This window comes from Thermosynechococcus sp. HY213 (assembly GCF_031460975.1).
Classification (GTDB): Bacteria; Cyanobacteriota; Cyanobacteriia; order Thermosynechococcales; family Thermosynechococcaceae; genus Thermosynechococcus.
This window is the reverse complement of the sequence record NZ_JAVKVB010000017.1, coordinates 1-22,130: the sequence shown is the minus strand read 5'-3', so window position 1 is coordinate 22,130 and position 22,130 is coordinate 1. Positions and strand designations below refer to the sequence as shown.

22 protein-coding genes are annotated in these 22,130 nt (G+C 53.5%); 10 read left to right on the top strand and 12 right to left on the bottom strand.

What is annotated here, in order from left to right:
• Window positions 1–2: 2 nt before the first annotated feature.
• On the bottom strand, window positions 3–962 hold the full coding sequence (locus RHK62_RS12140; RefSeq protein ID WP_310453771.1) for an ARPP-1 family domain-containing protein: 960 nt from the start codon (window positions 960–962) through the stop codon (window positions 3–5).
• 162 nt (window positions 963–1,124) lie between these two features.
• Between RHK62_RS12140 and RHK62_RS12135 the strand changes: the two genes are divergently transcribed.
• A complete protein-coding gene (locus tag RHK62_RS12135; protein ID WP_206200374.1) occupies window positions 1,125–1,724 on the top strand; it encodes a hypothetical protein in 600 nt (199 codons plus the stop codon).
• Here the strand turns inward: RHK62_RS12135 and folP are convergent.
• From folP to RHK62_RS12120, 3 genes are read right to left on the bottom strand one after another with little or no spacing between them, the layout of a single operon-like run.
• Window positions 1,721–2,563: a dihydropteroate synthase gene (gene folP / locus RHK62_RS12130; protein ID WP_302678412.1), complete on the bottom strand. Its 843-nt coding sequence runs from the start codon at window positions 2,561–2,563 to the stop codon at window positions 1,721–1,723. The two genes, RHK62_RS12135 and folP, sit on opposite strands and share 4 nt — an antisense overlap.
• The gene (locus RHK62_RS12125) at window positions 2,560–3,993 is read right to left on the bottom strand and encodes an MFS transporter (RefSeq protein ID WP_302678411.1); all 1,434 of its coding nucleotides are present in this window, start codon (window positions 3,991–3,993) and stop codon (window positions 2,560–2,562) included. Before RHK62_RS12125 ends, folP begins: the two co-directional genes overlap by 4 nt.
• A gap of 36 nt (window positions 3,994–4,029) precedes the next feature.
• Entirely contained in the window at window positions 4,030–5,508 is a 1,479-nt protein-coding gene (locus RHK62_RS12120) for a phosphoglucomutase/phosphomannomutase family protein (RefSeq protein WP_310453770.1), read from the bottom strand.
• Between the two features lie 192 nt (window positions 5,509–5,700).
• Here RHK62_RS12120 and RHK62_RS12115 point away from each other — a divergent pair, with 192 nt between their 5' ends.
• From RHK62_RS12115 to cofG, 5 genes are all read left to right on the top strand, one after another.
• Window positions 5,701–6,303: a superoxide dismutase gene (locus tag RHK62_RS12115; RefSeq protein ID WP_149819807.1), complete on the top strand. Its 603-nt coding sequence runs from the start codon at window positions 5,701–5,703 to the stop codon at window positions 6,301–6,303.
• Between the two features lie 203 nt (window positions 6,304–6,506).
• Window positions 6,507–7,499 (top strand): CHAD domain-containing protein, encoded by a 993-nt coding sequence (locus RHK62_RS12110; RefSeq protein ID WP_206200371.1) that lies wholly within the window; start codon window positions 6,507–6,509, stop codon window positions 7,497–7,499.
• Between the two features lie 119 nt (window positions 7,500–7,618).
• The gene (locus RHK62_RS12105; protein WP_206200370.1) at window positions 7,619–7,864 is read left to right on the top strand and encodes a ferredoxin-thioredoxin reductase variable chain; all 246 of its coding nucleotides are present in this window, start codon (window positions 7,619–7,621) and stop codon (window positions 7,862–7,864) included.
• Window positions 7,865–7,875: 11 nt separating this feature from the next.
• The gene (locus RHK62_RS12100; protein WP_149819801.1) at window positions 7,876–8,109 is read left to right on the top strand and encodes a hypothetical protein; all 234 of its coding nucleotides are present in this window, start codon (window positions 7,876–7,878) and stop codon (window positions 8,107–8,109) included.
• A 58-nt stretch (window positions 8,110–8,167) separates the two neighbouring features.
• Window positions 8,168–9,115, top strand: coding sequence for a 7,8-didemethyl-8-hydroxy-5-deazariboflavin synthase subunit CofG (cofG, locus tag RHK62_RS12095; protein ID WP_206200369.1), 948 nt, complete (start codon window positions 8,168–8,170; stop codon window positions 9,113–9,115).
• Here the strand turns inward: cofG and rsmI are convergent.
• The 3 genes from rsmI to RHK62_RS12080 are packed head-to-tail and all read right to left on the bottom strand — an operon-like array spanning window position 9,096 to window position 11,047.
• A complete protein-coding gene (gene rsmI / locus RHK62_RS12090) occupies window positions 9,096–9,941 on the bottom strand; it encodes a 16S rRNA (cytidine(1402)-2'-O)-methyltransferase (RefSeq protein ID WP_206200368.1) in 846 nt (281 codons plus the stop codon). The genes cofG and rsmI overlap by 20 nt on opposite strands.
• On the bottom strand, window positions 9,941–10,543 hold the full coding sequence (cbiT, locus tag RHK62_RS12085; RefSeq protein ID WP_206200367.1) for a precorrin-6Y C5,15-methyltransferase subunit CbiT: 603 nt from the start codon (window positions 10,541–10,543) through the stop codon (window positions 9,941–9,943). Before cbiT ends, rsmI begins: the two co-directional genes overlap by 1 nt.
• 18 nt (window positions 10,544–10,561) lie before the next feature.
• On the bottom strand, window positions 10,562–11,047 hold the full coding sequence (locus RHK62_RS12080) for an RNA-binding protein (protein WP_206200366.1): 486 nt from the start codon (window positions 11,045–11,047) through the stop codon (window positions 10,562–10,564).
• Between the two features lie 341 nt (window positions 11,048–11,388).
• Between RHK62_RS12080 and bchI the strand changes: the two genes are divergently transcribed.
• Window positions 11,389–12,456 (top strand): magnesium chelatase ATPase subunit I, encoded by a 1,068-nt coding sequence (bchI, locus tag RHK62_RS12075; RefSeq protein WP_310438593.1) that lies wholly within the window; start codon window positions 11,389–11,391, stop codon window positions 12,454–12,456.
• A gap of 13 nt (window positions 12,457–12,469) precedes the next feature.
• On the opposite strand, the gene RHK62_RS12070 is transcribed toward bchI, so the two are convergent.
• Both RHK62_RS12070 and ylqF read right to left on the bottom strand, forming a co-directional pair.
• Window positions 12,470–13,987 carry a hypothetical protein gene (locus RHK62_RS12070; RefSeq protein ID WP_302678407.1) on the bottom strand — a complete coding sequence of 506 codons (1,518 nt, stop codon included), beginning with the start codon at window positions 13,985–13,987 and terminating at the stop codon, window positions 12,470–12,472.
• Between the two features lie 28 nt (window positions 13,988–14,015).
• On the bottom strand, window positions 14,016–14,864 hold the full coding sequence (gene ylqF, locus RHK62_RS12065) for a ribosome biogenesis GTPase YlqF (protein ID WP_310438591.1): 849 nt from the start codon (window positions 14,862–14,864) through the stop codon (window positions 14,016–14,018).
• Window positions 14,865–15,277: 413 nt separating this feature from the next.
• Here ylqF and RHK62_RS12060 point away from each other — a divergent pair, with 413 nt between their 5' ends.
• The 3 genes from RHK62_RS12060 to RHK62_RS12050 are packed head-to-tail and all read left to right on the top strand — an operon-like array spanning window position 15,278 to window position 17,526.
• Window positions 15,278–16,705: a form I ribulose bisphosphate carboxylase large subunit gene (locus tag RHK62_RS12060; protein ID WP_149819787.1), complete on the top strand. Its 1,428-nt coding sequence runs from the start codon at window positions 15,278–15,280 to the stop codon at window positions 16,703–16,705.
• A gap of 53 nt (window positions 16,706–16,758) precedes the next feature.
• Window positions 16,759–17,139, top strand: a complete 381-nt coding sequence (gene rcbX, locus RHK62_RS12055; RefSeq protein ID WP_310438590.1) for a RuBisCO chaperone RbcX — start codon at window positions 16,759–16,761, stop codon at window positions 17,137–17,139.
• Between the two features lie 30 nt (window positions 17,140–17,169).
• Window positions 17,170–17,526 carry a ribulose bisphosphate carboxylase small subunit gene (locus RHK62_RS12050; protein WP_206200361.1) on the top strand — a complete coding sequence of 119 codons (357 nt, stop codon included), beginning with the start codon at window positions 17,170–17,172 and terminating at the stop codon, window positions 17,524–17,526.
• A 134-nt stretch (window positions 17,527–17,660) separates the two neighbouring features.
• Here RHK62_RS12050 and RHK62_RS12045 read toward each other — a convergent pair whose 3' ends face one another.
• From RHK62_RS12045 to RHK62_RS12035, 3 genes are all read right to left on the bottom strand, one after another.
• Window positions 17,661–20,390, bottom strand: coding sequence for a valine--tRNA ligase (locus tag RHK62_RS12045; protein ID WP_302677424.1), 2,730 nt, complete (start codon window positions 20,388–20,390; stop codon window positions 17,661–17,663).
• A gap of 25 nt (window positions 20,391–20,415) precedes the next feature.
• A complete protein-coding gene (fabG, locus tag RHK62_RS12040) occupies window positions 20,416–21,153 on the bottom strand; it encodes a 3-oxoacyl-[acyl-carrier-protein] reductase (RefSeq protein ID WP_206200359.1) in 738 nt (245 codons plus the stop codon).
• Window positions 21,154–21,281: 128 nt separating this feature from the next.
• Window positions 21,282–22,130: Rpn family recombination-promoting nuclease/putative transposase (locus RHK62_RS12035; RefSeq protein ID WP_310453769.1), on the bottom strand; the 849-nt coding region annotated here is incomplete at its 5' end.

Here is a 22,130-nt window from a genome sequence, read left to right as displayed (position 1 = left end):
ACTTAAATTTCCCAACCTGACCGCCGGCGTTTGGACTGGGTGATCTCGGTGGGAAAGGCGCTCAAGTGCACTACTCGCCCCTTGGCCACAAGGGCACTACCAATGACTTCGGGATGGGTGAGCCGCACATCCGTGCCTTCGGCCAAGGCCTCAAAGGTTTCAGCCGTTGCAGCCGCCACAGTCGTCAAAAAGGTTTTAGCATCGGCAGTTGTGACTTCTGAACCGTGAGAAAGAGAGGGTTTCAGGGCTTCAAGGCCGTAGCTGCGGCTGAATTTGGGGAGCAGTTTGCCAAAGGTAGCAGGGAAGTCAAAGAGTTCCAAGCCCAAAATTTGACCGTGCACGACGAAAAGCGCACCAATCTGCTGGGCGATCGCCCGAAATGCTTGGACGTACTCATCGAGGGAGTGGGCTTCCTTTTCATAAACATCAGCGAGGGCATCGGTGGCGGACTTGCAAGCAAAGAAAAGCAGATGGTCATCGACATCCGCCCAGATTTCCCCCTGATCAGCAAGGCGGCTTCCCCTGCGTTTCAACGACTCTGTAACATAGCGAAGTTTCTTGGCGCGCCCTGTGGCATGGTAGGCGCGATCAGCAGCGGCAAACTCACGGCAGCGGTAGTGCCAGCGACCCCGTTCAACACAGGAAACGGGAATTTTCAGATCAGTGTGGGCGGGCACCAGTACTGTGAGGTTAAGAATACGGTTTTGCTTGGCACCGACGAGTTCTTCCCCATCCACAAGCAGTACCGAGCGATCGCTCCAGTTATGGCACAGGAGTTCAGGCACATGCCCCCCTTCAGACACCTCGGTAATCTTCAGCAGGTTTTGGTTCATTGCTTCCGTCAGCGTCCAATAGTCGGGTTCTGCCACAATCGGGCGCAGCAGAGGAAACAGCGTCATGCCACCAAAGGTTTGGGGGGTGCCAATTTCAACGGTTTGTAGGAGTTCTTGGAGAAGATTCATGGGATCACCTCGCAAGGGTATACATCTGGTTATCCATTGCTGTTGTTAGGGATATGCATCCACCCAGAAAATTTGCGATCGCCCCGCCAGACCATCCTAATTAACAGGTGCCTTTGTCCTTAGAAATCGCTTATGCTCAGGGTGAATTCTTGAGAGGTTCCAATGCTCCCAGTCGCGATCGCCTCCCTACTCTTTGGTTTTGCCACCAATATGGATAACTTTAGCGTGGCCGTTAGCTATGGTCTGCGCCGCTATCGTATGAGTTGGCTGGGGAATGCTCTGATTGCGGCTCTTTCGGGTAGCAGTACCTTTTTAGCCATGGGGTTGGGTGGGTGGGTGCAGCAGTATGTGCCGTTGATTTGGACACAACGGCTTGGCAGTGGCTTACTAATAGTCATGGGGGCATCGGCACTGGGGGGAGTCTGGCTCAACTTGAATCATCCCTCTAAAACCACAAAGCCGAACTTATTACCAATTCTTGACTATGCCTATGACTTCACGCTCTACCAGTCGCTGCTGTTGGGTTTAGCATTGACCCTGACGAACTTTGCTACAGGGGTAGCTGCGGGTTTGGCACAGTTACCGATCGCTAGTGCTGTGATAGCGAGTACAGTAACCAGTTGGGTCTGCATTGGTAGTGGCTTTTGGTTGGGGCAGCAACTCCGCGAACAAACCCCCTTGCGCTTTGGCCCTTATTTAGAGGGCTTGGCGAGTCTTTTTCTCATAGCGGTGGGTGTCCTCAAGTGGCTTGAGTCTCCCTAGGGCGATCGCCAGAGCACATCGGCCATCCGACACACCTGCACCATGGCCGCCACATCATGGACACGCACCATCTCGACCCCTTGGGCAATGGCATGACAGCAGACCGCTGCAGTACCCCAAACCCGGTCTTTAGGATTGGGCAGGTTCAGCACGTCACCAATAAAGCGTTTGCGCGATGGCCCCAGCAGGAGAGGATAGCCAAGGCTGTGAAATTGTCGCAGTTCTCGTAAAAGGGTGAGATTCTGGGGCGTGGTTTTGGCAAAGCCAATACCGGGATCAATCATCAGATGCTCGGGGGGAATGCCGCTGGCGATCGCCCGCTGCGTTTGTTCCTGAAAATAGCGAAGCAAATCACCAATCAAATCCCCGTAGTCTGTTAAGTGCTGCATGGTGGCTGGCGTTCCCCGCCGATGCATGAGGATATAGGGCACCCCCAATGCCGCTACCGTGGCAAACATTTCCGGATCCGCCTGCCCGCCGGAGACATCGTTGACAATATTCGCCCCTGCCTCAACCGCTGCGCGCGCCACCACCGCATGGGTGGTATCAATGGAAATGGGAATCTGCGACTGCTGACGGATGCCCTCAATCACGGGCAACACCCGCGCTAACTCAGCACTAATGGGCACTTCACTGGCGCCCGGACGGGTGGACTCACCGCCGATATCAATGACATCAACCCCTGCCGCCACCATCTCAAAGGCATGGGCAACGGCACTGGCGGGATTAAAAAAGTCACCGCCATCGCTAAAACTGTCAGGGGTGATATTTAAGATCCCCATGATGTAGGTGCGCTCCCCCCAAACAAAAGCGCGATCGCCCACGTACCAGCCCTTCATGCACTAGCCTCTCCTTGCCGTTTAGCGTGCAGCTTTAAGAGAATCTCTTGGTGTACCGCTTGCGTAATCGGATAGAGGTAGGCCAAAACAATGCCAATAATGAGAAAAAAAGTCGGTAGCGGTCCAATGGCAATGCGGATTGCCAACAGTGCCGAGGGGGGCTGAACGGGGCGCGGTTCACCGGCAACGCTGGAGAGGTAGCCTGCCCACTGCAAGGCCTGACCGACGAGAAATAGCCCCAAGGCAAGACCAATTTTTTGCAGTAGCACCATAAAGGCATAGAAGATCCCCTCCCGCCGCTGGCCACTGTTGAGTTCATCGAGATCAATCACATCGGGAATCATTGACCAAGGGACAAGGTAGGCCGTTGAAACCCCAAACCCCGCCAGAATCGCGCAGATATAGACCAGCGTTGTTTGTCCCGGCTGCAATAAAAACAAGCCAGCTTGGGCAATCATCCACAGTGCCATGCCCATGTAATAGACCGCCTTCTTGCCAATACGCCGACTCACGGCACTCCAAACAAAAAGCATGATCATCGCCGTCGATTGCACCGCCAGCGCCACTTGCGTATATTCAGCGGGGGACATTTGCAACCAATCGCCAATAAAAAAGGGAATCAGTGAGGCAGTAATTTGCACCGCCAGCCAAGAACAGAGGTAAATGCCCATCACGAATAGGAAGGGCCGATTGCTAAAGACCAACCGCAGTTGCGTCTTCAAGGGTAAAGGGCTTTGGCCACTGCTGGGGGTATGCCGTTCAAACTCCCGTACCCGTCCCCGTGTGCCCCAGACACACCAATAGATGGGCAGCACAGATAATACAGCGGCAATGCCCCCCAGGACAATGTACTGAGTTTTGGGTTCCTGAATGACTTGGAAGAGAATTTGCGCCAACAGCAGCGAGCCAATACTGCCGCCAATGGAAAAGGCAAAGCGAAAACTATTCAGACTAGTACGTTCGTTGTAGTCTTCTGTCAGTTCTGGTGTTAGGGCGCTGTAGGGTAGGTTGACTGCGGTGTAAAACGTGTTAAAGAGGAGACCCATGAGAACGTAGTAGCCAAAGAGCAACCCTTGATCCGTCGTTGGTACCCACCAGTTCAAGAAAAAGCAAATGCCAAAGGGAAGGGCTGCTAGGATCATCCAGATGTGGCGGCGTCCCCACTTGCCCACAGGGGTGCGATCGCTGAGGTAGCCGATGATCGGATCATTGATGGCATCCCAGATTTTGCCAATCATCAACACACTGCCTGCCAAGCCCGCATTGAGGCCAGCCACATTGGTCAAGAACACCATCAGGAAAAACACCTGTAAATTGGCCGTGATGGCGGTTCCGAGATCACCGGCGCCAAAGGCAAGTTTTGTCCATAAGGAAAGGGGCGAACGGGCACTGGTGGCAGCGGAATTTGGGCTGGATGGGTCTAGTGGCATGATGCGTTGTCCATTACGATTGTTTTTTTTTAACGATTAGCCTGCCACTGCAACTGCCCATTGACTTGCCCATTCTAAAATGCGCTGCACTTCTTCAGGCGTTTTCCCTTGGCAGTAGAGGCGCAGCAGGGGTTCGGTGCCGCTAAAGCGAATCAGTAACCAACCGCCATCAGCTAGATGAAACTTGTAGCCGTCAATGCTCTCCCAGTGGCTCACGGGGCTATCCAAAATCTGGGTGAAGGGATGCGCTGCTAGGATTGCTTCTAGTTGTTGTCGCTGCGCTAAGGACGCGAGGGTGAGATCAACGCGATCGTAGGCACTGTAAAAATTCGTGGTTGCCTGCAACTGTTGATAGTATTCCCCTACGCTCAAGCCAGATGTCACTAGGGCTTGTAGTAGGTACAGTGCTGAGAGTAAGGCATCTCGCTCAGGAAGATGATGGCCATAGCCGATTCCCCCCGATTCTTCACCACCTAAGAGGACAGCTTCCCCTGCCAGCATGCGATCGCCAATGTACTTAAAGCCAATGGGCGTTTCAATCACCGCTAAACCATGGTGGGCGGCCACTCGCGCCACCAGATCAGAACTGCTAATGGATTTGATCACAGCCCCTCGGTAGCTACTGTGTTGTGCCAGATGATCAATCAAGATGGGAATAATTTCTTGGGCAGTGTACAGCACCCCCTCGCCATCAATGACTGCTAGGCGATCGGCATCACCATCAAAGACGAAACACACTGTTGGGGTGGCACTGTGTTGTTGTCGCAGTTGCTCTTGGGTTGCGGTTAAATAACGGCCAATGGGTTCAGGAGCACCTCCCCCAAAGAGGGGATCGCGATCGCGCCGAAACTCTGGTATCGCTAAATCCAACAAGCGCTCTAGCCCTCCTGCGGCCACCCCATGCATAACATCGGCACAAATCCGCAGCTTACCGCTGGCGATCGCCTCACGAATGGGTCTTGGATCAACATGAGTGCGCAAGGCCGCACAATAGCTGGGCCACGGATCAAAGGCTTGATAGTCTGTTTTGGCCTCACCCACGGGTGGCGGCTCTCCCTGAGCTAACTGCGCTTCAATGGCTTGGGTGACGGTCGTGGGTACGGAGCCACCAAAGGCGCCCTTCACCTTCAGTCCCGCATAGATAGCGGGATTGTGACTTGCCGTCATTACCAAGCCGCCAATGGCTCCCTCTGCTTTGACGGCCCAACTAAAGGCGGGGGTCGGTGCCGCACAATTTGAAAGCCACACCTCATAGCCTTGGCTCGCCAGTAATTGGGCAACGGCTGCGGCAAACTGTTCCGCTAAAAACCGGCGATCGTAGCCCACAATGATCCGAGGCGTTGTGCCCTTGCCATAGGTTTGATGGAGCACTGCCGCTGCTGCCTTGGCTGCCCGCAGCAAACGGTTAAAAGTAAACTCAGCGCCAATGATGCCGCGCCAGCCATCGGTACCAAAGCGAATCGGGGCATCCTCAGGAATCAAAACCTGATCGAGGCGAAGGACAGAAGCAACCATAGAACCCAAGACCCAAGAACCCCTCTGAACATATCATGCTGCGAGACAGCTCTTTTCTGAAGCGGAAAGGAGGATGATATAATTATTGCGAATTGTTAATTAGGCGATGGGCACTGCTGCTAGGTGCCTTTTGGCGATGACTGATCTCTAGTAGCCTAAACCTGCATCACCTTTAGAGAGGTATTGAGCACTATGGCATTTGTACAAGAACCCCTTCCCTTTGATCCGGGTGCCCTTGAACCCTATGGGATGTCTGCGAAAACCTTTGAATTTCACTATGGCAAGCACCATAAAGCCTACGTGGACAACCTCAATAAACTGACTCAAGATACGGAACTCGCTGACAAATCCCTTGAAGATGTCATTCGCATGACCTATGGCGATGCTGCCAAGGTGGGCATCTTCAACAATGCGGCTCAAGTGTGGAATCACACCTTCTTCTGGAATAGCCTCAAGCCCGGTGGCGGTGGCGCTCCTACGGGTGATGTGGCCGCCCGGATCAACAGTGCCTTTGGTAGCTACGATGAGTTCAAGTCCCAGTTCAAAAATGCAGCGGCGACCCAATTTGGTAGCGGCTGGGCATGGCTGGTGCTCGAAGCGGGTACGCTGAAAGTGACCAAAACCCCCAATGCCGAAAACCCCTTGGTTCACGGTCAAGTGCCCCTCCTGACGATTGATGTTTGGGAGCACGCCTACTATCTCGACTACCAAAACCGCCGTCCAGACTTCATTGATAACTTCCTCAACCAACTGGTGAACTGGGACTTTGTTGCTAAAAATCTAGCGGCTGCCTAAGTTTCCCAATTTTTTGTTCCGCTCTTACTGAATTACTTCACTGATTTCACTGATCCCCGTTCTGATCGAGCGGGGCTTTTTTTGCTGAGCCATGATTCGGCCACAACTATGGTTAAGTTAAAATTAAGATAAAAGTAACCTTGGTTAATAAACGTTAATTTAATAGTGGTATTCCTTTAGGCGTTGAGCAGGGAGGGGGTCTTATGGAAACCCTAGGGCATATCGCGTACGCCGCTTTTGAAAAGTACTACCGCAAAATTAGCAAACACGAGCCGGGGGTGATTCGCGATCGCGACGTTGAGGCAATTCACCAGATGCGGGTAGGTTTGCGCCGCCTGCGAACGGCTCTGGAAGTGTTTTGTAATACCGTACGTTTGCCCAAGGGAGTCTCCATTCAACGGGTGCGGGCGATCGCCGGCAGTCTCAGTCCCGTACGGGATTTGGATGTGATGATGCTGGCGCTCAAGGAGCAGTATTACCCTCACCTACCTCGCCCTGAGCAACAACAACTGGCAAAACTGATCAAAAAACTCGAAAAGCAACGGACAGAACTGCTACAAAAAGCCCTTCAATTGCTGCGCAGCGATCGCTATCGCAAATTGCAACAGGGGCTAGAAGAATGGCTAGCTGCCCCTCAATATCGTGAGATTGCTAACTTACCCACAGAACTGATTGCCCCAGATATTTTGTTGCCCTTGGTGTGTCAACTGCTACTGCATCCGGGGTGGCAAGTGGCCATTGAATGGCAGGGCGATCGCCCCCTTTTCCTTGCGGTGAGTAACCCGCCCCAGTGGCTGCAAACAGCGGGTGAAGATCTCCACGATCTACGCAAGCAAACCAAGCGGGTACGCTACCAAATGGAACTCTTTAGCAGTGTCTATGGAGACACCTTCACTGAACAGGTAGATGCCTTTGCTCAGTTGCAAGAACTCCTAGGCACACTTCACGATGGCGTTGTCCTCCATGACTTTTTCCGTACCCAACTTGGACTCAATCTTCGCCAAGCCTCTCCTTGCCTCGCAGAAATGATTGCCCTTGAGCAAACACGCCAGTGGCAAACTTGGCGCTCCGTCCAGCAGGAATACCTCAGCCCCGAAAAACGCCATCAAGTGCGCTCTCTACTCCTCATGCCACCAATGACAATAAGCGCCAATGGCAACTCCCTCGGTCATCCGATGATCTCCTCTGCCAACTGACAGAGGTCGGGCGGCAATGGTAACAATTGATGTTCAATTGTCCTAGGGCGATCGCCCTTGCCGATCCGTATGCGACGATAAAAATAAAACCCTTGCCGGTCCAGGAGAACAACAAGCAAATGAGCGTTGTAGAGCAACCAACCCTAAGTGTAGGCCTGCGGGTACGCGTTAAGACCCCTACCATCGTCTATCACCATCCCGATCACCGTAACGAACCCTTTGACATTCAGGGCATGGAAGGGGAGATTTTCGCCATTCTCAGCGACTGGCAGGGCCGTCCCATTAGTCCCAACTACCCGATTCAGGTGCGGTTTAGTCCCAAGTTCATTGCTCATTTGCACCCCGACGAGCTGGAAGTGATTTAGGTACGCTCTATATGCCTCCCCGTTGGCCCCGTAAGCCCGATCGCCGTGATCCGAGCTATCGCCGTTTGGACGATCGCATGAATTTTGCGGTTCATGTTGCCCTTTTTGCTGCTTTTAACTCTGGTGGCTGGTTTTGGCATCAGGTGCAACCCACGGCAGTACCCTTTATGCCAACGGTAACGCTGGTGTGGTTAACGTTATTGGCAGGCCATGCCCTCTACGTGTTCGCGATCGCCCGTTATTGAGAAATTATCTCCTTGAACGCAGTGGTGCTGAGATAAGAGCACTTTTTCGTGAGTCTCCATGAGCGATCGCACCATCACCTATAGTCCAGCTTTTACTCTTGTACCGACGTACGAGTGTTTTAATCGCTGTACCTACTGCAACTTCCGTCAGGATATTGGCACGAGTGGTTGGTTGAGTTTAGAGGCGGCGGCTCAACAGTTGGCAGGGCTTGACCCCCAACAGGTGCGAGAAATTTTGATTCTCAGTGGCGAAGTTGCCCCCAACAGTCCCCAGCGTTCCCAATGGTTAGAGCGTCTCTATGATCTAGCCGCCTTAGCCTTGGATCAGGGATTTCTGCCCCATACCAATGCGGGTCCCCTCAATCGAGCAGAAATGGCCGCTCTCAAGGCGGTGAATGTCTCGATGGGACTGATGCTAGAGCAATTAACACCGAAGTTGTTGCAAAGCGTCCATCGCCATGCCCCTAGCAAGGATCCGCAACTGCGTTTACACCAACTGGAACAGGGCGGGGAACTGGGTATTCCCTTCACTACGGGCTTGCTCTTGGGCATTGGTGAAGAGCCGCAGGATTGGGCAGAAACGCTCACGGCCATTGCTGAGTGTCATCGGCGGTGGGGACATATTCAGGAGGTGATTTTGCAGCCCCACAGTCCCGGCCAGCAACAGGAAGCAGCGTTGCCCCCCTTTGATCTGAGGCAATTACCGAACGTGGTACACTGGGCGCGATCGCTCTTGCCTGAAGACATCACGATTCAAATTCCTGCGAATCTCGTCACAGATCCAGAGGTCTTTCGGGCGTGCCTAAACGCGGGCGCTCGCGATTTGGGGGGCATCGTTCCCTTGGATCATGTCAATCCCGACTATCCCCATACCGATGTGACAGCCCTAAGGGAACAATTACAGGCGTGGGGATGGGAATTAGTGCCACGACTCCCCGTCTATCCCCAGTTTGTGGATGGGTTGCCGCCGCCATTGAGGGGGAAAGTCAAGGGGATGCCTGTTTGAGCTGGAGTCCCAGTTGATAGATGTCGCGCCGCGAAAGCCCTGTGAGATCTGCCAGTTGACGGCTGGCTTGGGTAAGGGAAAGGCCTTGGCTAAGAAGTGTCGCTAATTCGTCCGCGAGATGATGGGGATTCACGGCCACAGAGTGTTCAGGGGCACCGCCTAAAACCAGTGTGTATTCGCCACGGGGGGGATGCTCCTGTAGATAAGTGCAGGCAGTGCCGAGGGTTCCCCGCCAAAATTCTTCGTGGCGCTTCGTGAGTTCGCGGGCGAGGACGAGGGGGCGATCGCTCCCCAAGATTTGACGTAACTCTGTTACCGTTTGCAGCAAGCGATGGGGGGCTTCGTAGAGAAGAATTGTGCGCGTTTCCTGTTTCAGTGCTGCTAATCGCTGCTGGCGATCGCGCCCCTTAGTCGGCAAAAACCCTTCAAAACAAAAGCGATTCATCGGTAATCCTGCGGCCATTAAGGCTGTTAAGGCAGCATTCGCGCCGGGAATCGGTGTGACCGGAATGGCTGCGGCAATACAGGCCGTGATCAGTTCATAACCGGGATCCGACACCCCCGGTAACCCTGCATCGCTAACCAAGGCAATCTGTTGACCCGCCTCTAGGCGCTGAAGCAGTTGGGGCACGCGCTGTTGGGTATTGTGCTCATGGAGACTGATTTGGGGTGTGGTAATGCCAAAATGCTGTAACAGGCGGCCGGTGTGGCGTGTATCCTCCGCAGCAATGAGATCCACCGCCTTGAGAATGCGCAGGGCACGAGCGCTTATATCCTCAAGATTGCCAATGGGGGTACCCACCACCCACAGTTGCCCGCTGCCCATTAGGAAATTTTCTCGCCACTGAGAATAAAGATCGGTTCCACTGCTGCAAAAATTTGGTGGCCGCCCCGCGTTTCTAGGCGATTGATGACCGATTGCACCACCTCTAGGCTGCGGGCTTGGACTGTCGCGAACCCTTCAGAGAGGGCATAGAGATTTTCTAAACTGCTGGCGATCGCCACCAAGCGACCACCGGGCGCAAGATACTCCCACGCTTGCAGCAAAACTTCCTTAATCGGGCGCCCCCCCTCGAGACAAATGCGCTGCGGGGTGCGACGTAACTGGGGAAAGCAATCTGGAGCCGAACCAGCAACAATTTGCACATTTTTGACGCCAAAGCGATCGCAATTGCGTTGGATCAGATCAACGACTTCCTCATCCCGTTCAATGGCAATCACCTGTCCCCGCTTCGCCAAGCGTGCTGCCTCAACAGCGATCGTACCCGTGCCCGCGCCCACATCCCAAAGACAAGAGTCCGGCTCAAGCCGCAAATAGGAAAGCATCAATAATCGCGTTTCCCGTTGGGTGAGGGGAATACCTGGTAAGCGCTCAAAGAGATCATCGGGGATACCCGGGGTCACAAATGGCCAGGGATCCACCGTCATAGAAACTGCCTAAAACCTTTAAGCGTTGCTGCTTTGGGCGAGGAGCCGTTCCTTAAGCTGTGCTAAGGCATCTGCCCAGCGGGGATCCGGTTGAGCCGCCTCGGTATCCATGGAGCTATATTCAGCCGGCGCCGAATTGGCTGGGGTACGCCGCCCATTGTTTTTATTATTTTTGCGATTATTGCGGTTGCTGGGAGTGGGCTTTTCGGCCACTGTTTCTTCTTTTTCCTTATTTTCCTTAGCTTCAGATTTGGGCTTCTCGTTGGCTTTCTCAATCTTGAGGGGATTGTCCTTAAAGGTGTAGCCGTTGAGTTTCTCAATCACCTGATCCGCCACTTCCTCGGATTCAACGGTGACAAAGCCGAAACCGCGGCACTTACCAGTCTTGCGATCGGTAATTAGTTTGGTGGTGCCCACTTCGCCCACTTCTTGGTTAAATAGGGCTTCTAGCTCTTCGCGGCTCAGTTCACGCGGCAGATTGCCCACATATAAACGCACGGACATAAAGAAACCTCCCTTCGGCAGCTTAAAAACAACACGATTCAAAAATGGACAGTCGGGCGTGAGAAACCGCTCGCAACTGAGGTCTACGTCCCCCAAGGGTACGCAAAGCCCCTGCCTTGATTAGTGGTGTAAAATAACTGGATGGGTTCACAGCGATTGTTGCTAATTGAGAACCTGCATGGACGTAATGGAGCAAAAGCAATGAGAGCGCCTAGCTCCTTAATTGTTCCTACTTAGGGTATCACAGTTCCTCCACCTAGGGCTAGGATTTTGCGGAAAAATTTTGCTGTGGCAGCGCAAGCGCAATGTGGCACAATAATCAATGCTGTTTTTGCGATGTGATGCCTGTGACTGCGACTGCTGTCCCTCGTCGGCCTGTTTTTCCCTTTACGGCAATTGTCGGTCAGGACGAAATGAAACTGTCATTGTTGCTCAATGTCATTGACCCCAAAATTGGTGGGGTGATGATTATGGGCGATCGCGGCACGGGCAAATCAACCACCATTCGCGCCCTCGCGGATCTGCTGCCGGAAATTGAGGTGGTGGCCGATGACCCCTTCAACAGTCATCCTAACGATCCCGATCTCATGAGCGACGCAGTGAAGGTGGCGGTGGCGGCGGGTGAACCCCTTCACACCATTAAGAAAAAAGTGCCGATGGTGGATCTGCCCTTGGGGGCAACTGAGGATCGGGTTTGCGGCACCATTGATATTGAAAAAGCCCTTGCGGAGGGGGTGAAAGCGTTTGAACCGGGTCTTTTGGCGAAGGCTAACCGCGGCATTCTCTATGTGGATGAGGTGAACCTGCTCGACGACCATTTGGTGGATGTGCTGCTGGATGCCGCTGCCTCCGGCTGGAATACCGTTGAGCGCGAAGGTATTTCAATTCGTCACCCAGCACGGTTTGTCTTAGTTGGCTCTGGTAACCCCGAAGAAGGGGAACTGCGACCGCAACTATTGGATCGCTTTGGCATGCACGCCGAGATTCGCACCGTTAAGGATGCCACCCTGCGGGTAGAAATTGTTGAGCAGCGATCGCAATTTGATCAAAACCCCGAAGCCTTTTTGGCCAAATACCAAGCTCAACAGGAAGCGCTGCAAGCCAAGCTAGTTGCTGCCCAAGCCCTCTTGCCGAGTGTCACAATTGACTACGAACTGCGGGTGAAAATTTCCCAAGTCTGTGCCGAGCTAGATGTGGATGGCTTGCGGGGAGACATTGTCACCAACCGCGCTGCCAAGGCCTTGGCCGCCTTTGAGGGACGCAGCGATGTTACCGTCGAGGATATTTCACGAGTGATTGTCCTGTGTCTGCGGCACCGTCTGCGCAAGGATCCCCTTGAGTCAATTGACTCCGGCTACAAGGTGGGCAAAGTCTTCCAAGAGGTTTTTGGTGTGGAGATTGCTGCTTAGGCTGGGATTGGGATTACTTCAGTTGCTCTAGTCCCCACTCGTAGAGCGATCGCGCCACCCCTTTTTCTGGCATTTGTTCTTGATTGAGAACTTGGCAAAGGACATTTAACAGCCCTTGATGAATTTCTGCTGGGGATGTCTCTGGGGAAACACCGGCCAACTGAGTCAACTCTTTACGGCCGATCGCTCGATTGCGGTGAACAACGCCATTGCGATATTCATTGACCGTCCCCAGCTTTTTAACAAGGTCATCAGCGGGCGATCGCTGCTCCGCTTTTGCCCAGGCTCGCCACAGCACCCCCAATGTCGGATCACGATAGTTGCCCTCCTGCAAAAATTCCTCACCTAAGTGCCCCTGAGTGCGCCAATCTTCCTGTTCGCATCGCCAAAACAGGAGCCGTTCAAGCATCTGGGCAAATTGCATAAAGGCGAGGGTATAGTTCGCCTGCTGCAAGCTCAGATCAATCAATAGCTCAAATTCGCAAATTTTCAAGAACTTGCTGGTGGCCGTTTCACTATTGGGACAACGATTGACCGTCGCCTCGCGCCACTGCTGCCGTTGATCTTTGCGAGCCACTGCTCTCGTAGACCCTTGATCCAGCCAGCGTTCCCCCTGAATTCCCTTGAGAAAATCTTGAATACTCCAGTTTGTTGCTAAGGCAAGGCGATCGGCCAACTGATAGAGCGCTTCATGGCGATCGCGATGGGCTTCAAGGAGTACCTTTGCGGCAGCAAAGTCGCCCCGTTTCCATGCTGTGGCAATCCGCTGGCGTTCCAGTGGCCAAAAGACCTCACCTAAAGACACCTCTTCAAGAGATTCAGCACTGCGAGCAGACTGATTGCTTGGATCAAAGAACGGTTTTGGCTCTGTCGGGATAATTTTCCTAACGGGATACTGACGCATGAGAACTGCCGCAATCATGTTCAAAGCATCTGCCATTTGAGGGACAGACCCCTTTGTTTGAATTTGCAACTGCCAATTGCCAGCCGCGTTCTCTGGCAGACGCTTAATATATTGCTCTAACTGCTTTTCCGTGAAGTCCCACAGGGCTTGCCTCTGATTCACATCAACCGGACAGTTCCAAACCGTGACGTTGAGGTGGGGATAGCGCTGCCGAATCGCCCCTGCCATCAACTGCGCCAACCAGCAAGTATCCATGGCGTAAAATTGCCAGCCGACCGACTCTGGCTGATCTGTTCCCCAGAGAATCACCTCCGCAGGTTCCGTTGGCGTGGCATAGTGTGCTGCCAAGATTTGCTCATCCAGCAGCAAAACCACGGGTGAAAAGTCATTCTTAGCTTGACAATGCCGATAAACGATTTCACTTAAATAGCGCACGTTGTGGCGGTGCTTTGCCTCAGGATCATGAAAACCCCGTTGGATGCCAAATTCCTCGTACAACTCACTCAGGTGAGGTGGCGCATTCCCCTTACGGGCAGGATCACCATCAGCTCCAAAATTGCGCACAATACCGTCTTTGCACCGCCAGCCCACCTGTCGGTTGCCCACAGTAATCATCAGTGTTTTCATGGCACAGCAATTAGAATTGCAGAAATACTTACATATTATCTTGCAAAGGGGGACGCTCAAGGGCGATCGCCCCCAAGTAACCGCGGCGATAGTCTTGCAACAGTTGTCGGGCTGCCCGTTCTAAGTCACCATGGTAGCGGTTAGTGGCGAGATCATGAAGATAGGTTTCACCCGTGTCGGTAACGGCTAAACCGTAGCGATCGCTGAGGCGATCGGCGTGTCCCAACTGGTGCAGTAGCTCAACAAGAATTGGTGCCACGCGACAAGGGTCGTAGGCAGCTTCGCCAATGTCATCGCAAATGGCCAGTTTTACCGCCGCCTCTTGATTCTTAAAATTCATCGGCAAGACCCCGGGGGCATCCAAAAGTTCCAAGGTGGGAGACAAACGTACCCAGCGCAGTTGCCGGGTTACCCCCGGCCGAGCGGCACTCTCAACCACCCGCTGCCGCAAAAGGCGATTAATCAGTGCTGACTTGCCCACATTGGGAAACCCCAGAACCACAGCCCGTACGGCTCTTACTTGCATGCCCCGCTGTTGACGGCGTTGATTCATGGCAGTCCCTGCCCGCACCGCCGCCTGTTGGAGTTGGCGAATCCCTTCACCCCGCTGCGCATTGGTGAAAAAGACGGTTTCTCCTTGGGTCTCAAACCATGTCAGCCACTGCTGGCGATCGCGATCGCTAATCCTGTCCATGCCATTGAGCACTAAGAGGCGGTGCTTGCCACTAGCCCACTGACGAATTTGGGGATGGTAACTGGCCAGGGGAATCCGTGCATCCCGCACTTCTAAGATCACATCCACCTGTTTCAGTTGTTCCTTAAGGGCGCGTTCTGCCTTAGCAATGTGGCCGGGATACCATTGAATGATCGGACTCATAGAAATTCCACTCCCTTTTTTGCAAAAACAATAGAGCGATCGCCCCCCATGAACGCCATTCAATTGATTTCAGATAATCCTCAATCGTTTTTGAATAGACAGAGCACTATGGTTGTGCGCCTCTGATTAGAAACCTATAAACAACTCTAAAGATTGATAACCCAAACCTATAGAATAATTAAGAATCTCCAAAGCAAAAGTTATTGCATTGGGTATCAACTAAGCTGATGCTTAAGCATAAGACCTACGACGATATCACAGGCTTGCGGATGGTTGCATCATCTCGCTGAGTTTTGCATTGCTCAATTTTGCCCCATTTTGGGGGAATCGTAGCGTTCACACTACCCATTGCAAAGGTTGCCCGTAGAGATTGCTCTATTCGGCACAGTCACTGTTAAAGAGGAAAAACGTCTATGGCCTATACGCAATCCAAATCCCAGAAAGCTGGGTATCAGGCAGGGGTAAAAGACTACCGCCTGACCTATTACACCCCTGATTACACTCCCAAAGATACCGATATTCTAGCGGCCTTTCGTGTGACCCCGCAGCCGGGCGTGCCCTTTGAGGAAGCTGCCGCCGCCGTTGCCGCAGAATCCTCGACAGGGACATGGACCACCGTGTGGACCGACCTGCTGACCGACTTGGATCGCTACAAAGGTCGCTGCTACGACATCGAACCCCTGCCGGGTGAAGATAATCAGTTCATCGCCTACATTGCCTACCCGCTGGATCTCTTTGAAGAAGGATCCGTCACCAACATGCTGACCTCCATTGTGGGGAACGTGTTTGGTTTCAAAGCCCTCAAAGCGCTGCGTCTAGAAGACCTGCGGATTCCGGTGGCTTACCTGAAAACCTTCCAAGGCCCCCCCCACGGGATTCAAGTGGAGCGCGACAAATTGAATAAATATGGTCGTCCCCTCTTGGGCTGCACGATCAAGCCGAAACTGGGTCTGTCGGCGAAAAACTATGGCCGTGCCGTTTATGAATGTCTGCGCGGTGGTCTGGACTTCACCAAAGATGACGAAAACATCAACTCCCAGCCCTTCCAACGCTGGCGCGATCGCTTCCTCTTCGTTGCCGATGCCATTCACAAAGCCCAGGCCGAAACTGGCGAAATCAAAGGCCACTATCTCAACGTAACCGCTCCCACTTGCGAGGAAATGCTGAAGCGGGCAGAGTTTGCCAAAGAACTGGAAATGCCCATCATCATGCATGACTTCCTGACCGCAGGGTTCACTGCCAACACTACCTTGGCCAAATGGTGCCGTGACAATGGCATGCTACTGCACATTCACCGCGCTATGCACGCTGTGATTGACCGTCAGAAAAACCACGGCATCCACTTCCGGGTCTTGGCCAAGTGCTTGCGGATGTCTGGGGGTGACCACATCCACACCGGTACCGTTGTCGGTAAGCTGGAAGGGGATAAAGCCATCACCCTTGGTTTTATCGATCTGTTGCGGGAAAACTACATTGAGCAGGATCGCTCTCGTGGCATTTACTTCACCCAAGACTGGGCCTCGATGCCAGGAGTGATGGCGGTGGCTTCTGGTGGCATTCACGTCTGGCACATGCCCGCACTGGTGGACATTTTTGGTGATGATTCTGTGCTGCAATTTGGGGGCGGCACACTTGGTCACCCTTGGGGGAATGCACCGGGGGCAACTGCGAACCGGGTCGCCCTTGAAGCCTGCATCCAAGCCCGCAACGAAGGTCGTGACCTGATGCGCGAAGGCAGCGACATCATCCGCGAAGCCGCTCGCTGGAGTCCAGAACTGGCTGCTGCCTGCGAACTCTGGAAAGAAATCAAGTTCGAGTTTGAAGCGCAAGACACGATCTAGGTGGTGCAGTTGGGGTTCAATCGGAGCTACGGCAACGATTTCCCCGTAGGTCTATGGATGTCAAGCACATTGCGAAGCAAACCACCAAAACCCTGATGAGTTATCTCACCTATCAGGCCGTGCGAACCGTGATTGGGCAACTGGCCGAAACCGATCCACCGCGATCGCTCTGGCTACACCAGTTCACGAGTCAAGAAAGTATCCAAGATGGTGAACGCTACTTGGAAGCTCTCTTTCGCGAACAGCCCGATCTCGGTTTTCGCATCCTCACGGTACGCGAACATCTCGCGGAAATGGTGGCGGACTATCTACCGGAAATGTTACGTGCGGGCATCCAGCAGGCCAACTTGCAACACCGCTGTCGACAACTGGAGCGGATGACCCAAGTGGCGGAAGCCAATGTTGAAAGCAGCAATCCAGAAACCCCTGAATAGTTTGTTGACTGTGAACCAATTGAGGAACCTATGAAAACACTGCCCAAAGAACGTCGTTACGAAACTTTCTCCTACCTGCCTCCCCTCAGTGATGCCCAAATTATGCGGCAAATCCAGTACGCGATTGATCAGGGTTACCACCCCTGCGTAGAGTTCAACGAAACCTCTGATGCTGAGATTCACTACTGGACGATGTGGAAGCTGCCCCTGTTTAACTGCACCAATGCCCAAGAGGTGCTCAACGAGGTGCAGCAGTGCCGCTCGGAATATCCTAACTGCTTTATCCGGGTGGTGGCCTTTGACAATATCAAGCAGTGCCAAGTGATGGGCTTTATTGTCTACAAGCCCAATCAGGCCAACAGCGGCTACGGCGGCTATCGCTATTGAGGCTGAGATTTTCTCAGTCCATTTTAGGGGGGGGAAACACCCCCCTATTTTTTATTGCACGTTAATGAGGCGAGCGATCACACAAGTAGGCTTCAACTGCTTGCGGTGCTGTTTTCTACTGATCAGGGTTGGGTTTAGGCATCGGCACTTAGCGACTGGAGTCGGCGCTGAATAATCGCGAGTTGCTGTTGGGCAGCGGTCAGTTGCGCCTGAGCCGTAGCCACCACCTCTGGTTGGGCTTTGTTAACAAAATTGGGGTTGTTGAGGCGAGCCGTTAAAGATTGAATGTCTTTGGTCAGGCGATCGCCCTCCTGCTGGAGTTTGGCCACCAAGGCTGCCACATCCACGACCCCCGCTAGGGGAATGAGCACCTCGCTTTTGCCAACCACACCACTAAACACCTGCTGCGGAATTTGCAGGTCGGTGCCAATGGTTAGCGACTCAAGGCGCGCTAGGTGTTGAATATCTGCCGCCCCAGCCTCAAAGATCGGTGCTTCCTCAGCACTGGCCTCAATCAAGGCCGTAATATACAATCCCGGCTTAATCCCTGCCTCTGCCCGCAGATTGCGAAGGGTGCGGATGGTTTCAATCAAAAGGCTAAATTGGGCTTCAAGGTCAGGGTCAATGGCGCGGCGATTCACTTTCGGGTAGGGTTGTACCGCTAAAACTTCACTGTCTCCCACCTGATGCAGCGTGTGCCAAATTTCCTCGGTGATGTGGGGCATGAAAGGATGGAGCAGCTTCAGGATACCATCGAGAACCGTGGCTAGCACCTGTTGCGCCGTGCGCTTAGCTTTGGCGTTTTCCCCTTGCAAACGGGGTTTCACCAGTTCAATGTACCAGTCGCAAAAATCCCCCCAGATGAATTCGTAGAGTCCCTTAGCCGCCTCCCCAAGGCCATAGCTTTCAATGCGTTCGCGGGTGGTTTGAATGGCCGTGTGGTAGCGACTGAGAATCCAGCGATCGCTGGCCGCCAAGTCCCGCCGCTGTGGTGTCCCCAACTGGCTGGGGGTTTGTCCCTCTAGATTCAGCAACACAAAGCGAGAGGCATTCCAGAGCTTGTTGGCAAAGTTGCGAGCCGCCTCGACGGTTGCCGATTCATCGGTTTTGCGGTTGTAGGCCAAGCGAATATCCTGACCGGCGCCTACCACTTCCTTGACCAAGCTATAGCGCAGCGCATCAGTACCGTATTTTTCAATTAAGATCAGCGGGTCAATGCCATTGTTGGCAGACTTGGACATTTTCTTGTTGTTTTCATCCCGCACCAAGCCGTGGATATAGACATCGCGGAAGGGGATTTTACCCGTGAAGTACTGCCCCATCATAGTCATCCGCGCCACCCAGAAAAAGATGATGTCAAACCCGGTCACAAGGGTGGTGTTGGGGTAATAGCAGCGATAGTCTGGCGTATCATCGGGCCAGCCGAGGGTAGAAAAGGGCCATAGACCAGAGGAAAACCACGTATCCAGTACGTCCTGATCCTGCTGGAGCTGAATCTCCTTGCCAAATTGGGCGATCGCCTTGGCGCGGGCAGCGGCCTCATCCATGGCCACCACAAAGGGCGTGTCATCGCGCACTTCGCCTTCGGTTTCACTGACCACATACCAAGCGGGAATTTGATGCCCCCACCACAGTTGCCGTGAAATACACCAATCCCGTAAGTTCACCAGCCAATCGCGATAGACCTTTGCCCAGCGATCGGGGATAAAGCGGGGGGAGTGCTTTTTATCCAGTGCCTTGAGGGTAGCATCCGCGAGGGGACGAATTTTCACAAACCATTGAGTAGAGAGGAGCGGTTCAATGGGGACTTTGCCGCGATCGCTATAGGGAACGGTGTGTTTATAGTCCTCCACCCGTACCAAAAAGCCCTCTGCCTCTAGGCGAGCCACCACCTGTTTACGCGCCACAAAGCGATCCAGACCTGCAAACTCGCCAGCATTCTCATTGAGGGTGCCATCCTTATTCATCAGGTTAATCATGGGTAGGTGATGGCGTTGCCCCATGACAAAATCATTGGGATCGTGGGCTGGGGTGACTTTCACACAGCCGGTGCCAAAGGTCGGATCTACTAAGGGATCGCCAATAATGGGAATTTCCCGATTCATCAGGGGAAGCCGCAGCGTTTTGCCAATCAAATGGCGATAGCGATCGTCCTCAGGGTGAACCGCCACCGCTGTATCTCCCAGCATCGTTTCTGGCCGGGTCGTCGCCACCTCCAAATATCCTGAGCCATCCGTCAGCGGATAGCGAAAATGCCAGAGATGCCCCTGTACTTCACGGTTTTCCACTTCTAAATCCGAGACTGCCGATTGACTGGCGGGGCACCAGTTCACCAAATACTTACCGCGATAGATCAGCCCTGCTTCATAGAGGCGATTAAAGGCGGTCAGCACCGCCCGCGACAACCCCTCGTCCATGGTGAAGCGTTCGCGCGACCAATCCACCGACAGTCCCAAGCGACGAATTTGGCCGACAATCGTATTGCCCGATGACTCCTTCCACGCCCAAGCCCGCTGCAGATAGGCCTCTCGTCCCAAGGCAAAGCGGTTGGTGCCCTCCGCGTGCAACTGTTGATCCAAAATCGTGCTAACAGCAATACTGGCATGGTCTGTCCCCGGCAGCCAGAGGACGTTGCGACCAATCATGCGGTGATAGCGAATCAGCACATCAATCAGGGCGTGCTCAAAGGCGTGACCCATGTGCAAACTGCCGGTGACATTCGGAGGCGGAATGACAATGCAATAGGGCTTGCCAGGGTGGTTGGGATCGGCGTGAAAGACACCACTGCTTTCCCAAAGCTGTTGCCATTTGGCCTCGGTTTGCTTGGGATCGTATTGACTGGGGAGGGTAATCGCGTCGGTCATGGGTTGCTGCACTACTCCAAGGCGCCTAGGCCATCACCATACCACCATCCACATTGAAGACTTGCCCCGTAATGTAGGCGGCTGCCGGATCCAAGGCCAAAAAGCGCACCATCCCTGCCACCTCTGTGGGTTCGCCATACCGCCCTAGGGGAATGAATTTAAGAATGTCCTCTGCCTTGAGTCCAGCGGTCATCTCAGTGGCAATAAAACCGGGGGCAACGGCATTCACGGTAATGCCCCGACTGGCGAGTTCTTTGGCCACAGTTTTGCTAAACCCAATCACGCCTGCTTTGGCAGCACTGTAGTTGGCTTGGCCAGGGTTGCCCATTTGCCCGGCTACCGAAGCAATGTTGATAATTCGTCCCCGCTTTTGCTTGAGCATCAGTTTACTCACCGCACGGGTACACAGGAAGACCCCCGTCAGGTTCAGGTTAATCACCGCCTGCCAATCCTCGAGGCTCATGCGCAGCAGCAGCGTGTCGCGGGTAATGCCGGCATTGTTGACCAGCACATCGACGCGGCCATAGGTGTCCACCGTTTTGGCCACAAGGGTATCGACCTGCTCAGGGATAGATACATCGGCAGCAATCGCGATCGCTGTTCCCCCTTGCTGTTCAATCATTTGCACCACTTCAAGGGCAGCTTCAGCAGAACGGGCGTAGTTGACAACTACAGTGGCTCCTTCTTTCGCCAGTTCGAGGGCGATCGCCCGACCAATTCCCCGTGAGGCACCAGTGACAATGGCAACGGCTGCTTCGCTCAAATCAGTTCTCTCCTAAGGGCAAAAATGCTGCACGTATGGATAGTCCATCACAAATTTTAACAGCCGATGTTACCCCTCTTGGGTCTAGGGCATGTCAACCCAATAGATCAACACGCGAGGCAGTATTCTTAGGCGGAGTGATCGAGCCAATCAGACACTGCCTCTAGGTCAGTGAAGTCTAGAAGTGCTTCTGCCAACGCTTCGATTTGATCGGGAGAGAGCTGACGAATCCGTTCTTCAAGGTCATTGGGCACACTACCAAACCGCCGCCTTAACTGCCGTAGGACAACGGCTGCTTCTCCTTGCTGTAGTCCTTGTTGCAATCCTTGTTGCAGTCCTTGCTGTAGTCCTTGTTGCAATCCTTGTTGCAATCCCTGCTGTAGTCCTTGCTGTAGTCCTTGTTGTAGTCCTTGCTGTAGTCCTTGTTGTAATCCTTGCTGTAATCCATCCTCTCGTGCCTCAGCATAAACCTCTTGATAAAATCGCGTCCGCTTCAGTTCCTCAGTGGTAAACCCCAGCATGCGCAGCACCTCCTCGCGACTCAGCTCCGTAAACTTGTACAACACAATGGTGGTGATTAACTCCATTATGACTTCTGGCCTTGGCACTGCCTCTGTGCGAGTCCGCTCTGCCAGCAACCGTGCTGCTGTCGGCATCTCTGCTTCGGGTAACACGGTGAGCTGCATCAGGGCTAGGCTCAATGGCAACGCCTCAAGTGACCCAAGTTCATTCAGATAGACCCGATGCAGGCGATCGCTATTCACTAACAATTGATACGGCTCAAAACACTCTTGTTCTGCTTGGCGATTGGGATAAATAACCACCGCTTGCCAATCAGAGAAGGTCTGGCGATACACACGCAAGTAGAGAAAGATTTCTGCAAAGAAGCGTTCGTAGAAGCTGTTATCGCGCTGAAACTGCACCTCACAGAAATAGACGGTTCCTGAGGGGTCAGGGGGCACGAAGACGCCATCAAT

What these genes read in the sequence shown, in the direction of transcription:
- cofG (WP_206200369.1), top strand. Translation starts at nt 8,168, where the DNA reads ATGAGCGATCGCACCATCACCTATAGTCCAGCTTTTACTCTTGTACCG.
- RHK62_RS12060 (WP_149819787.1), top strand. Translation starts at nt 15,278, where the DNA reads ATGGCCTATACGCAATCCAAATCCCAGAAAGCTGGGTATCAGGCAGGG.
- RHK62_RS12110 (WP_206200371.1), top strand. Translation starts at nt 6,507, where the DNA reads ATGGAAACCCTAGGGCATATCGCGTACGCCGCTTTTGAAAAGTACTAC.
- RHK62_RS12070 (WP_302678407.1), bottom strand. Translation starts at nt 13,987, where the DNA reads ATGAAAACACTGATGATTACTGTGGGCAACCGACAGGTGGGCTGGCGG.
- bchI (WP_310438593.1), top strand. Translation starts at nt 11,389, where the DNA reads ATGCCTGTGACTGCGACTGCTGTCCCTCGTCGGCCTGTTTTTCCCTTT.
- RHK62_RS12045 (WP_302677424.1), bottom strand. Translation starts at nt 20,390, where the DNA reads ATGACCGACGCGATTACCCTCCCCAGTCAATACGATCCCAAGCAAACC.
- RHK62_RS12100 (WP_149819801.1), top strand. Translation starts at nt 7,876, where the DNA reads ATGCCTCCCCGTTGGCCCCGTAAGCCCGATCGCCGTGATCCGAGCTAT.
- rcbX (WP_310438590.1), top strand. Translation starts at nt 16,759, where the DNA reads ATGGATGTCAAGCACATTGCGAAGCAAACCACCAAAACCCTGATGAGT.
- cbiT (WP_206200367.1), bottom strand. Translation starts at nt 10,543, where the DNA reads ATGACGGTGGATCCCTGGCCATTTGTGACCCCGGGTATCCCCGATGAT.
- ylqF (WP_310438591.1), bottom strand. Translation starts at nt 14,864, where the DNA reads ATGAGTCCGATCATTCAATGGTATCCCGGCCACATTGCTAAGGCAGAA.
- RHK62_RS12140 (WP_310453771.1), bottom strand. Translation starts at nt 962, where the DNA reads ATGAATCTTCTCCAAGAACTCCTACAAACCGTTGAAATTGGCACCCCC.
- RHK62_RS12050 (WP_206200361.1), top strand. Translation starts at nt 17,170, where the DNA reads ATGAAAACACTGCCCAAAGAACGTCGTTACGAAACTTTCTCCTACCTG.
- RHK62_RS12135 (WP_206200374.1), top strand. Translation starts at nt 1,125, where the DNA reads ATGCTCCCAGTCGCGATCGCCTCCCTACTCTTTGGTTTTGCCACCAAT.
- folP (WP_302678412.1), bottom strand. Translation starts at nt 2,563, where the DNA reads ATGAAGGGCTGGTACGTGGGCGATCGCGCTTTTGTTTGGGGGGAGCGC.
- RHK62_RS12080 (WP_206200366.1), bottom strand. Translation starts at nt 11,047, where the DNA reads ATGTCCGTGCGTTTATATGTGGGCAATCTGCCGCGTGAACTGAGCCGC.
- RHK62_RS12105 (WP_206200370.1), top strand. Translation starts at nt 7,619, where the DNA reads ATGAGCGTTGTAGAGCAACCAACCCTAAGTGTAGGCCTGCGGGTACGC.
- RHK62_RS12125 (WP_302678411.1), bottom strand. Translation starts at nt 3,993, where the DNA reads ATGCCACTAGACCCATCCAGCCCAAATTCCGCTGCCACCAGTGCCCGT.
- RHK62_RS12120 (WP_310453770.1), bottom strand. Translation starts at nt 5,508, where the DNA reads ATGGTTGCTTCTGTCCTTCGCCTCGATCAGGTTTTGATTCCTGAGGAT.
- RHK62_RS12115 (WP_149819807.1), top strand. Translation starts at nt 5,701, where the DNA reads ATGGCATTTGTACAAGAACCCCTTCCCTTTGATCCGGGTGCCCTTGAA.
- rsmI (WP_206200368.1), bottom strand. Translation starts at nt 9,941, where the DNA reads ATGGGCAGCGGGCAACTGTGGGTGGTGGGTACCCCCATTGGCAATCTT.